We start from the raw sequence: 11469 nt of genomic DNA, 5'->3' as shown, positions 1-11469 counted from the left end.
TCCGGTCCAAGGGGGCCACGAAGAACAGTCCCTGTCACCAGGAAAGCCTGATCCCTCAAAGCCCAACAGTGTGTCACAACCACTCCCACGCCACACCCGCCACGTTCCACACCCACCGGCAAACCGACAGGTAGTACTGAGGCGACCGCACCGCGATCATGATCCTTCATCGACGATTCCACTAGCGAACACCACCATGCGCCACTGCACGCTTCGTGACCCACAACGGGCCAGGCAGTGATCGGGGCGTGTGCTCCTTAGAAAGGAGGTGATCCAGCCGCACCTTCCGGTACGGCTACCTTGTTACGACTTCGTCCCAATCGCCAGCCCCACCTTCGACGGCTCCCCCCACAAGGGTTAGGCCACCGGCTTCGGGTGTTGCCGACTTTCGTGACGTGACGGGCGGTGTGTACAAGGCCCGGGAACGTATTCACCGCAGCGTTGCTGATCTGCGATTACTAGCGACTCCGACTTCATGGGGTCGAGTTGCAGACCCCAATCCGAACTGAGACCGGCTTTTTGGGATTCGCTCCGCCTTACAGCATCGCAGCCCTTTGTACCGGCCATTGTAGCATGCGTGAAGCCCTGGACATAAGGGGCATGATGACTTGACGTCATCCCCACCTTCCTCCGAGTTGACCCCGGCAGTCTCCTATGAGTCCCCACCATCACGTGCTGGCAACATAGGACGAGGGTTGCGCTCGTTGCGGGACTTAACCCAACATCTCACGACACGAGCTGACGACAGCCATGCACCACCTGTACACCGACTAAAAGGGGCACCATCTCTGGCGCTTTCCGGCGTATGTCAAACCCAGGTAAGGTTCTTCGCGTTGCATCGAATTAATCCGCATGCTCCGCCGCTTGTGCGGGCCCCCGTCAATTCCTTTGAGTTTTAGCCTTGCGGCCGTACTCCCCAGGCGGGGCGCTTAATGCGTTAGCTGCGGCACGGAACCCGTGGAATGGATCCCACACCTAGCGCCCAACGTTTACGGTGTGGACTACCAGGGTATCTAATCCTGTTCGCTCCCCACACTTTCGCTCCTCAGCGTCAGGACATGCCCAGAGAACCGCCTTCGCCACCGGTGTTCCTCCTGATATCTGCGCATTTCACCGCTACACCAGGAATTCCGTTCTCCCCTGCATGCCTCTAGTCTGCCCGTATCGAAAGCAAGCACTGAGTTAAGCCCAGTGTTTTCACTCCCGACGCGACAAACCGCCTACGAGCCCTTTACGCCCAATAATTCCGGACAACGCTCGCACCCTACGTATTACCGCGGCTGCTGGCACGTAGTTGGCCGGTGCTTCTTCTGTACCTACCGTCACCACCATCACCGGTGCTTCGTCGGTACTGAAAGAGGTTTACAACCCGAAGGCCGTCATCCCTCACGCGGCGTTGCTGGATCAGGCTTCCGCCCATTGTCCAATATTCCCCACTGCTGCCTCCCGTAGGAGTCTGGGCCGTGTCTCAGTCCCAGTGTGGCCGGTCACCCTCTCAGGCCGGCTACCCGTCGAAGCCTTGGTAGGCCATTACCCCACCAACAAGCTGATAGGCCGCGAGCACATCCCCCACCGAAAAAACTTTCCACACAGAGCACATGCGTACCTGTGTCGTATCCGGTATTAGCCACCGTTTCCGGTAGTTATCCCAAAGTGAAGGGCAGATTACTCACGTGTTACTCACCCGTTCGCCGCTCGAGTACCCCCGAAAGGGCCTTTCCGCTCGACTTGCATGTGTTAAGCACGCCGCCAGCGTTCGTCCTGAGCCAGGATCAAACTCTCCGTTGAAAACAACACCCCCCACACCCACCCCCCAAAAGGGACAGACACAGAGGAAAAAGAGATGCCTGACAAAAAAGAACCCTGACAAAAAAGCCAGAATCATTGTCAAAAAACCATCAACCACCAAAATGGAAGACAGGGCATAACAAACTAATTCGTCGACTATGACACACTGTTGAGTTCTCAAGAATCAGACGCACACCGAACCGGGCCCTTGCGAGACCGGCTGCGGGGCAACCTGCAGAAACTTACCGGCTCGGATCCACCAGGTCAACTCGGGGCTGACCGGGCTTCTCGGCGAACCGACGCCGGACGCACCGCTCCCCTCGATGTCGGCCTCTCGGCCCGAGTGGGAGCCGCGTGTCGCGGCGAAGGAGAAATCTACCAGGGGTCTCGGCCAGGAGCCAAACCGGGTCGGGCCGGCGCGCTACCGGCGGCGGGGCGGGGCCGCCGGACGGTAGGCCGAGACGGTCGGATCGCCGGTCGCCCAGAACCGCCACGGCCGGTCGGGTGCGCCGCGCAGGCCGACCCGCGGGCCGGTGGAGACCCGGTCCGGAGGCTCCCCCAGCGTGAGCGTGATCGGGCCGGTGACGAGGTCGGTGCCGTCGTGGCCGAGCTCGATCCCCAGGGCCGAGCAGAGCCGCGCGGGTCCGCGAGCCAGGTCGCGGTCGCGGGCGTTGCGACGACGCTCCCGGGCCTGCTCCAGGCCCTCGACGACCTCGCCCGCGCGCAGCAGCACGGCGCTGGCCGTCCCCTCGGTTCCGCAGACGACGTTGCAGCACACGTGCATGCCGTAGGTGAAGTAGCAGTACAGGTGTCCGGCGGGGCCGAACATCACGGCGTTGCGCCGCGTCGGGCCACGAAAGGCGTGCGAGCCGGGGTCGTTCGCGCCGTCGTACGCCTCGACCTCGGTCAGCCGCACCGCGACGTCGCCGTGCCGGAGCACCGCGTTCAGCAGCCGCGGCGCCACGTCGAGGACGGGGCCGGCGAGCTGGGCGGGAAGGTCAGCCGAGCCGGTCACGGTGTCCGTCGACGAGGCCGGTGAGCTCGGCGAGCTGCTCGCGGACCCGGATCGGCGCGGTGCCGCCGCGTCCGTCCCGCGCCGAGACGGAGCCGGCGACGCTGAGCACCTCGCGCACCCCGGGCGTCAGCGCCGGGGAGATCTCGGCGAACTGCTCGTCGGTGAGGTCCGCGAGCTCGATGCCGAGCTCCTCGCAACGACGCACGCAGGCGCCCGCGACCTCGTGGGCGATCCGGAACGGCACCCCCTCGCGGACCAGCCACTCGGCGACGTCGGTGGCCAGGGAGAATCCCTGGGGCGCGAGGTCGGCCATCCGTTCGGTGTCGAAGGCGAGGGTCGCCACCAGGCCCGTGAACGCCGGCAGCAGCACCTCGAGCGTGTCCACCGAGTCGAACACCGGCTCCTTGTCCTCCTGCAGGTCGCGGTTGTATGCGAGAGGGAGCGCCTTGAGCGTGGCCAGCAGGCCCGACAGGTTGCCGATCAGCCGGCCGGCCTTGCCGCGCGCCAGCTCCGCGATGTCCGGGTTCTTCTTCTGCGGCATGATGCTGGACCCGGTGGACCAGGAGTCGTGCAGCGTGACGAAGCCGAACTCGCGGGTCGACCACAAGATCACCTCTTCGGCGATCCGGCTGACGTCGACGCCGATCTGGGCGGTGACGTAGGCGAACTCGGCGACGAAGTCCCGTGACGCGGTCCCGTCGATCGAGTTGGCACTGGAGCCGCTGAAGCCGAGCTCGGCCGCCACGCCCTCCGGGTCCAGGCCGAGGCTCGAGCCGGCCAGCGCACCGGAGCCGTACGGCGAGTCCGCGGCCACGCGGGCGTCCCAGTCGCGGAGCCGGTCGACGTCGCGCAGCAGCGCCCAGCAGTGTGCGAGCAGGTGGTGGGCCAGCAGCACCGGCTGCGCGTGCTGGAGATGGGTGCGGCCGGGCATCACCGCGTCACCGGCCGCGCGGGCCTGGCCGGCCAGTGCGTCCACGAGGTCGAGCACCTGGCCCGCGACCACGGCGGCATGGTCGCGGAGGAACACCTTGAACAGCGTCGCGATCTGGTCGTTGCGGCTGCGCCCGGCGCGCAGCCGGCCACCGACCTCGGGGCCGACCTCGTCGACCAGCAGCCGTTCGAGGGCGCCGTGGACGTCCTCGTCGGAGGGGTCGGGCCGCAGCGTGCCGGCGGCGTACCGCTCCCCCAGTGCGTCCAGGCCGCGGCGCAGCTCGGCCAGGTCCGCGTCGGTCAGCAGACCGGCGCGGTGCAGGGCGTTGGCGTGCGCCCGCGACCCGGCGAGGTCGTAGGGCGTCAGCCGCCAGTCGAAGTGGGTCGAGCGGGACAGCGCGTCCAGCTCCGGCGACGGGCCGCCCGCGAAGCGGCCGCCCCAGAGCTTCCCGGTGTTCGTGCCCATCAGTCGGTCCCGGCCTCCATCGCGGCCGCGTCGAGGGCCTCCTCCTCCGGCTCGGCCTGCACCTCCGGGTTCTCGGTGATCTGGTCGAACCCGCCGGACGGCAGCTCACCGAACAGCGTGCCGTTCTCGACCAGCACCTGGCCCTGGTCGAGTGGCTGCCCGGCGTACATCTCGAGCATCGCGCGCGAGTCGGCGATGTCGAGGTTGCGCATCGTGAGCTGGCCGATCCGGTCGGTCGGCCCGAACGCCGAGTTCGAGGTGCGCTCCATCGAGAGCTTCTCGGGGTGGTAGGACAGCGCCGGGCCCTCGGTCCGCACGATCGTGTAGTCCTCCCCCCGACGCAGCCGGACGGTCACCTCGCCGGTCACCACCGACGCGACCCAGCGCTGGATCGACTCGCGCAGCATCAGCGCCTGCGGGTCGAGCCACCGTCCTTCGTACAGCAGGCGGCCGAGGCGACGCCCGCTGATCTGGTAGTTCGCCAGCGTGTCCTCGTTGTGGATCGCGTTCATCAGCCGCTCGTAGGTGAGCCACAGCAGGGCCATGCCGGGCGCCTCGTAGACGCCGCGCGACTTCGCCTCGATGATCCGGTTCTCGATCTGGTCCGACATCCCGAGGCCGTGCCGGCCCCCGATCGCGTTGGCCTCCTCGACCAGCTCGACCGGGTCGTCGAACCGACGGCCGTTGAGCGCCACCGGGCGGCCCTGCTCGAACGCGACGGTGACGTCCTCGGTGGCGATGTCGACCGCCGGGTCCCAGAAGCGGACCCCCATGATCGGCGTGACCACCTCCAGCGAGGTGTCCAGGTGCTCGAGGGTCTTCGCCTCGTGGGTGGCGCCCCAGATGTTCGCGTCGGTGGAGTACGCCTTCTCCTGGGAGTCGCGGTAGGGCAGGCCGTGGCTGGTCAGCCACTGGCTCATCTCGGTGCGGCCACCGAGCTCGTGGACGAAGTCGGGGTCCAGCCAGGGCTTGTAGATGCGCAGCTGCGGGTTGGCCAGCAGGCCGTAGCGGTAGAACCGCTCGATGTCGTTGCCCTTGAAGGTGGACCCGTCGCCCCAGATGTCGACGCCGTCCTCGTGCATCGCCCGGACCAGGATGGTGCCGGTCACGGCGCGGCCGAGTGGCGTGGTGTTGAAGTAGATCCGGCCGCCCGAGCGGATGTGGAAGGCGCCGCAGGCGAGAGCCGCCAGCCCCTCCTCGACCAGCTGCGCCCGGCAGTCGACCACGCGGGCGATCTCGGCGCCGTACTCGCGGGCCCGGGCGGGCACGCCCGAGACGTCGGGCTCGTCGTACTGGCCGATGTCGGCGGTGTAGGTGCACGGGATCGCGCCCTTGTCGCGCATCCAGGCCACCGCCACCGAGGTGTCCAGGCCTCCCGAGAACGCGATGCCGACCCGCTGGCCGACCGGGAGGGACGTCAGGACCTTGCTCACGAATGATCTTCTCTCTGCTGGAGGTGCTGGTTGGCGTCGGCGAGGGCGAGGAAGCGGCGGGCCAGGGCGTCGCCGCTGCTCGCGCCGCGGCCGATCACCAGCACGGTGTCGTCGCCGGCGATGGTGCCGAGGATCTCGGGGAACTCGGCCTTGTCGAAGGCCGAGGCGAGGAACTGGGCCGCGCCGGGAGGAGTGCGGAGGACGACCAGGTTGGCGCTGGCGTCGGCACTCACGAGGAGCTCGCCGCACAGCCGGGCCAGCCGGTGGGTCGCCGCCGCGGTCTCCCCCGGCGCGCTCGGTCGTCGGTCCCCGCCCTCCGCCGGCACGGCGTACACGAGCGAGCCCGAGGGCGAGCGGACCTTGATCGCGTCGAGCTCGACCAGGTCGCGCGAGAGCGTCGCCTGGGTGACCCGCAGGCCGCTCTCGGCCAGCAGGTCGGCGAGCTCGGCCTGCGAGTGGACCTCGCGCTGCGTGACGAGCTCGACGATGCGCTGGTGCCGGGCGCTCTTCGTGGTGGGCCTCAGGACGGTGTTCATCACGCCTCCAACAGGAACGACAGAACGGCCTTCTGCGCGTGGCGGCGGTTCTCCGCCTCGTCCCAGACCACGCTCTGGGGCCCGTCGAGGACGGCCGCCTCGATCTCCTTGCCGCGGTAGGCAGGCAGGCAGTGCAGGACGATCGCGTCCGGGTCGGCCCGCCCGAGGAGCTCGGTGGTCAGGGAGTACGGCGCGAGGGCCACCGTCCGGGCCACCGCCTCCTCCTCCTTGCCCATCGACGTCCAGGTGTCGGTGACGACCACGTCGGCGCCGGTCACGGCGGCCACCGGGTCCGGCTCCAGGGTGGCCGACCCGCCGGTGGTCGCGGCGATGGCCGCGGCCCGTTCGACCATCGCCGGGTCCGGGGCGTAGCCCTCGGGAGAGCTGACCCGCACGTGCAGGCCCGCGGTCACGCCCGCGAGCAGCCACGAGTTGCCCATGTTGCAGGCGCCGTCGCCGACGAACGCCACGGTCAGCCCGGCCAGCCGTTGCTTGTGCTCCCGGATCGTGAGCAGGTCGGCGAGCAGCTGGCAGGGGTGGAAGTCGTCGGTGAGCGCGTTGACCACGGGCACGCCCGCGTGCTCGGCCATCTCCTCGAGCCGCGCCTGGGCGTAGGTGCGCCAGACGATCATCGCCGCCTGCCGGCCCAGGACCCGCGCCACGTCGTGCACCGACTCCCGGACGCCGATGCCGGCGAGGGCGCCGTCGACGAGCATCGGGTGGCCGCCGAGCTCGGCGATGCCGGCGGCGAACGAGGCCTGGGTGCGCAGCGTCTGCTTGTCGAAGATCATCGCGACCGTGCGCGGGCCCGCGAGCGGCTTGGCGTCGTACGGCGCCTGCTTGAGCTCGGCCGCCAGGTCGAGGACCCGCGCCTGCTCGGCGGGGCTCAGGTCGTCGTCCGCCAGGAAGTGCCGGGTCATGCCATCGCCTCGTCCAAGATGGCCGGCCACGCCCGCAGGAAGGACTCGGCGTCCTCCGGGGTGAGGACCAGCGGCGGGGCCAGCCGGATCCGGCTCGGGGTCGGGTTGTTCACGATGAAGCCCGCCCGCTGGGCGGCGGCGACGACCGCGGCAGCGGCGTCGGTCGTCAGGTCGAGGCCGATCAGCAACCCCTCCCCCCTGACCTCGGAGACCCGCGGGTCGGCGGCCAGCCCGTCGCGGAGCTGCTCGCCGAGGACCGTGACGTGCTCGAGGAGGTCCTCGTCCTCGATGGTCCTGAGCACGGCGAGTGCTGCGGCGCAGGCCACCGGGTTGCCGCCGAAGGTGGTGCCGTGGTTGCCCGGCTCGAGCAGGTTCCCGGCGTCGCCGACGCCGATGCAGGCGCCGATCGGGAAGCCGCCGCCCAGGCCCTTGGCGACGGTCACGACGTCGGGAGTGATCCCGGAGGTCGCGAACGCGAACCATCGGCCGGTCCTGCCCAGCCCGGTCTGCACCTCGTCGAGCCAGAGCAGCGCGCCGTGCTCGTCGGCGATCGCGCGCGCCGCCGCGAGATAGCCCTCCGGGGGCACGACGACGCCGGCCTCGCCCTGGATCGGCTCGAGCAGCACCGCCGCCGTCGCGTCGGTCACGGCCGCCGCGAGGGCATCGGCGTCGCCGTACGGCACGAACGTCACCTCGCCGGGCAACGGCTCGAACGGGGCGCGGTAGGCCGCCTTCGAGGTGAGTGCGAGCGCGCCCATCGTGCGGCCGTGGAAGCTGCCGTCGGCGACCACGACGTGGGTGCGCCCGGTGCGGCGGGTCAGCTTGAACGCGGCCTCGTTGGCCTCGGTGCCGGAGTTGGTGAAGAACACCTTGCCGCCGCCCGGTCCGGCGCCCAGCAGGGCGAGCAGCCGCTCGGCGAGCTCGACCTGCGGGGCGCTGGTGAAGAAGTTCGAGATGTGCCCGAGGGTCTGCAGCTGGGTCGTGACGGCCGCGACCAGCGCCGGGTGGCCGTGGCCGAGGGCGTTGACGGCGATCCCGCCGAGGAGGTCGACGTACTCGTTGCCGTCGGCATCCCACACGTGCGCGCCCGCACCGCGGGTGAGCACCAGCTTCGGGGGGCCGAAGGTGTTCATCAGGCTGGCGGCGTAACGCTCCGCAAGGGGGGCTCCGCCCACAAGGGGGGCTCCGCCCTCCTTGGACCCCCCAGAAACGGCTTCGGTGGAATCGGTCATGACTGGGTGTCCCTCGCCTTCCGGGTCTTGGTCTCGACGCCGGGCAGCACCTGGGTGCCGACGCCCTCGTTGGTGAAGAGCTCCAGCAGGACCGCGTGCGGCTCGCGGCCGTCGACGACGGTGGCCCGAGGGACGCCGTTCCGGACCGCCTGCAGGCAGGCGCCCATCTTCGGCACCATCCCCGAGGCGAGGGTGGGGAGGATCTCCTCCAGCGCCTCCGGGCTGATCTCGCCGATCACGTCGTCCGAGCTCGGCCAGTCGAGGTAGAGGCCCTCGACGTCGGTGAGGACCAGCAGCTTCTCGGCGCCGAGCGCGACGGCGAGGGCCGCGGCGGCGGAGTCGGCGTTCACGTTGTGGACCTGCCCGTCCGCGTCCGGCGCGACGCTGGAGACGACCGGGATCCGGCCGGCCTCGATCAAGTCGAGCACCGACTCGGGCCGCACCCGGGCGACCTCGCCGACCAGGCCGAGGTCGACCTCCTCGCCGTCGATGACGGTGTTCGCCGGCTCGGCGGTGAACAGCCCGGCATCCTCGCCCGAGCAGCCCACGGCGAGCGGGCCGTGCTCGTTGATCAGCCCGACGAGCTCACGCTGCACCTGGCCGACCAGCACCATCCGGACGACGTCCATGGCCTCCGGGGTCGTCACCCGCAGGCCGCCGCGGAACTCCGACCTGATCCCGAGGCGATCCAGCATCGTCGAGATCTGCGGGCCACCGCCGTGGACGACCACGGGCTTGAAGCCGGCGAACCGCAGGAAGGCGATGTCCTCGGCGAAGGCCCGCTTCAGCGTCTCGTCGGTCATGGCGTTGCCGCCGTACTTCACGACCACGATCTTGCCGTGGTAGCGCTTCAGCCAGGGCAGTGCCGCCGCGAGCGTGCGGGCCTTGGCCGGATCGGGCTTGCTCGGGTCGTGGGACGTGTGCTCGATGCTCATGAGGAGTACGCGCTGTTCTCGTGGACGTAGGCGTGGGTGAGGTCGTTGGTCCAGACCGTCGCCCGCTCGGAGCCGGACTTGAGGTCGATGGTGACGCTGACCTCGCGCGGCTTCAGGTCGACCGTCGCCGGGTCGGCGTCCGGCGTGGACCGGCGGCAGACCCAGACGCCGTTCATCGCCACGTCCAGGTCCGCGGGGTCGAACTGGGCACTGGTGGTGCCGATGCTGGCGAGCACCCGGCCCCAGTTGGGGTCGTTGCCGAAGACGGCGGCCTTGAACAGGTTGGACCGGGCGACGCTGCGCCCGACCTCGACGGCCTCCGCCTCGGTCGCGGCGTTGAGCACGGTGATCGCGATCTCGTGGTCGGCGCCCTCGGCGTCGCGGAGCAGCTGCATCGCGAGGTCGGTGCACGCCTGGGTGAGCGCCGCGGTGAAGTCCGGGGACGAGGGCGTGATGCCGGATGCGCCGCTGGCCATCACCGTGACCGTGTCGTTGGTCGACATGCAGCCGTCGGAGTCCAGCCGGTCGAAGGACACCGCCGTCGCGGCGCGGACCGCGGCGTCGAGGTCGGCTGCGGGGACCACGGCATCGGTCGTGAGGACGACCAGCATCGTGGCGAGCTGCGGCGCGAGCATCCCGGCGCCCTTGGCCATCCCGCCGATCGACCAGCCGGCGCCCTCGACGACGGTCTGCTTGCTGACCGAGTCGGTGGTCATGATCGCCTCGGCCGCCTGCGGGCCACCGTCGCCCGCGAGCCCGGCGTACGCCGCATCCACGCCGGCGAGCACCTGCGCGCGGTCGTTGGCCAGGCCGATCAGGCCGGTCGAGCAGACGACCACGTCGATCGGGCCGAAGCCCAGCCGCTCCGCCACGCGCTCGGCGACCGCGTGGGTGGTCTGGAAGCCGTCGGGGCCGGTGTAGCAGTTGGCCCCACCGGAGTTGAGGACGACGGCGCGGACCGTGCCGTCCTTGACGGCCTCCTGGCTCCAGAGCACGGGGTTGGCCTTGCAGCGGTTGGACGTGAAGACGCTGGCGGAGTCGAAGTGCGGCCCGTCGTTGACAACGAGGGCGACGTCCTTGGCGCCGGTGGACTTCAGGCCGGCGGCGACGCCGGCGGCCCGGAAGCCCTTCGGGGAGGTGACACTCACGGAGCTACTCCTACGGTCGAGAGGCCCAGTCCTTCGTCGAGACCGAGCGCGAGGTTCATGCACTGGACGGCAGCGCCGGCGGTGCCCTTGGACAGGTTGTCCACGGCTCCGACGGCGACCATTCGTCGTGCGTCCTCGTCGACCGTGACCTGGAGGTGCACGGCGTTGGACCCGGTCACCGACTTGGTCTGCGGCCACTGGCCGACCGGGAGCAGGTGGATGAACGGCTCGTCGGCGTACGCCTTGGCGTAGACGGCGTAGGCGTCCTCGGCGCTGACGTCGCCGCGCAGGGGCGCCGAGCAGGTGGCGAGGATGCCGCGGGGCATCGGCACGAGCAGCGGCGTGAAGCTGACCTTGACGGTCTCGTGGACCAGCGCGGAGAGGTTCTGGGTGATCTCAGGGGTGTGCCGGTGGACGCCGCCGACGCCGTAGGCGCTCGCGTTGCCCATGATCTCGCTGCCGAGCAGGTGGGGCTTGGCCGCCTTGCCGGCGCCGCTGGTGCCGGAGGCGGCGACCACGACCACGTCGGGTTCGACGATGCCGGCCGCGACCGCCGGCGCGAGCGCGAGCGTCGAGATCGTCGGGTAGCAGCCGGGCACCGCGATCCGGCGGGCGCCGGACAGCCGCTCCCGCTGACCGGGGAGCTCCGGGAGGCCGTAGGGCCAGGTGCCGGCGTGCGGGCCGCCGTAGTACCGCTCCCACGCGGCGGCGTCGGCGAGCCGGAAGTCGGCACCGCAGTCGACGACCACGGTCTCCGGGTCCGCGTCGCCGAGCCGCGCGGCGAGCTCACCGGACTGACCGTGCGGGAGTGCCAGGAACACCACGTCGTGGCCGGAGAGCGTCTCCAGGGAGGTCTCCACCAGGACCCGGTCGGCGAGCGGGACCAGGTGCGGCTGCAACGCGCCCAGGGGCTGGCCCGCGTTCGAGGCGCCGGTGAGGGCGCCGATCTCCACGTCCGGGTGGCCCAGGAGCAGGCGCAACAGCTCGCCCCCCGCGTAGCCGCTGGCGCCGGCGACCGCGATCCGAATGCTGGTCATGTGCATGACTATACAGTGAACCGCATGTT

At 70.0% G+C, this 11469-nt stretch carries 9 protein-coding genes and 1 rRNA gene; all 10 read right to left on the bottom strand.

Features of this window, described 5'->3' with window-relative positions; genetic code table 11:
- Window positions 1-261 precede the first annotated feature (261 nt).
- Window positions 262-1788, bottom strand: a 16S ribosomal RNA gene (locus tag NOCA_RS14010).
- Window positions 1789-2209: 421 nt separating this feature from the next.
- Complete coding sequence (locus NOCA_RS14005; RefSeq protein ID WP_011755921.1) at window positions 2210-2803, bottom strand: DNA-3-methyladenine glycosylase; 594 nt, start codon at window positions 2801-2803, stop codon at window positions 2210-2212.
- The gene (gene argH / locus NOCA_RS14000) at window positions 2787-4199 is read right to left on the bottom strand and encodes an argininosuccinate lyase (RefSeq protein WP_011755920.1); all 1413 of its coding nucleotides are present in this window, start codon (window positions 4197-4199) and stop codon (window positions 2787-2789) included. The genes NOCA_RS14005 and argH overlap by 17 nt, the downstream gene beginning before the upstream one ends.
- Window positions 4199-5632, bottom strand: coding sequence for an argininosuccinate synthase (argG, locus tag NOCA_RS13995; protein WP_011755919.1), 1434 nt, complete (start codon window positions 5630-5632; stop codon window positions 4199-4201). Before argG ends, argH begins: the two co-directional genes overlap by 1 nt.
- Window positions 5629-6171 carry an arginine repressor gene (locus NOCA_RS13990; protein WP_011755918.1) on the bottom strand — a complete coding sequence of 181 codons (543 nt, stop codon included), beginning with the start codon at window positions 6169-6171 and terminating at the stop codon, window positions 5629-5631. The genes argG and NOCA_RS13990 overlap by 4 nt, the downstream gene beginning before the upstream one ends.
- On the bottom strand, window positions 6168-7088 hold the full coding sequence (gene argF, locus NOCA_RS13985; protein ID WP_011755917.1) for an ornithine carbamoyltransferase: 921 nt from the start codon (window positions 7086-7088) through the stop codon (window positions 6168-6170). Before argF ends, NOCA_RS13990 begins: the two co-directional genes overlap by 4 nt.
- Entirely contained in the window at window positions 7085-8221 is a 1137-nt protein-coding gene (locus NOCA_RS13980; protein WP_238383352.1) for an acetylornithine transaminase, read from the bottom strand. Before NOCA_RS13980 ends, argF begins: the two co-directional genes overlap by 4 nt.
- Before the next feature lie 95 nt (window positions 8222-8316).
- On the bottom strand, window positions 8317-9255 hold the full coding sequence (gene argB / locus NOCA_RS13975; RefSeq protein ID WP_011755915.1) for an acetylglutamate kinase: 939 nt from the start codon (window positions 9253-9255) through the stop codon (window positions 8317-8319).
- The gene (gene argJ, locus NOCA_RS13970; protein ID WP_011755914.1) at window positions 9252-10403 is read right to left on the bottom strand and encodes a bifunctional glutamate N-acetyltransferase/amino-acid acetyltransferase ArgJ; all 1152 of its coding nucleotides are present in this window, start codon (window positions 10401-10403) and stop codon (window positions 9252-9254) included. The genes argB and argJ overlap by 4 nt, the downstream gene beginning before the upstream one ends.
- Window positions 10400-11446: an N-acetyl-gamma-glutamyl-phosphate reductase gene (gene argC, locus NOCA_RS13965; RefSeq protein ID WP_011755913.1), complete on the bottom strand. Its 1047-nt coding sequence runs from the start codon at window positions 11444-11446 to the stop codon at window positions 10400-10402. The genes argJ and argC overlap by 4 nt, the downstream gene beginning before the upstream one ends.
- Window positions 11447-11469 lie beyond the last annotated feature (23 nt).

It is taken from the genome of Nocardioides sp. JS614, from assembly GCF_000015265.1.
Lineage (GTDB): Bacteria > Actinomycetota > Actinomycetes > Propionibacteriales > Nocardioidaceae > Nocardioides.
Note: the sequence above shows the minus strand (reverse complement) of the source record. Positions and strands in the feature narration are given on the sequence as shown.

Coding starts and splice junctions, on each gene's coding strand:
- argH (WP_011755920.1), bottom strand. CDS start 4,199: ATGGGCACGAACACCGGGAAGCTCTGGGGCGGCCGCTTCGCGGGCGGC.
- argF (WP_011755917.1), bottom strand. CDS start 7,088: ATGACCCGGCACTTCCTGGCGGACGACGACCTGAGCCCCGCCGAGCAG.
- NOCA_RS13980 (WP_238383352.1), bottom strand. CDS start 8,221: ATGAACACCTTCGGCCCCCCGAAGCTGGTGCTCACCCGCGGTGCGGGC.
- argB (WP_011755915.1), bottom strand. CDS start 9,255: ATGAGCATCGAGCACACGTCCCACGACCCGAGCAAGCCCGATCCGGCC.
- argC (WP_011755913.1), bottom strand. CDS start 11,446: ATGCACATGACCAGCATTCGGATCGCGGTCGCCGGCGCCAGCGGCTAC.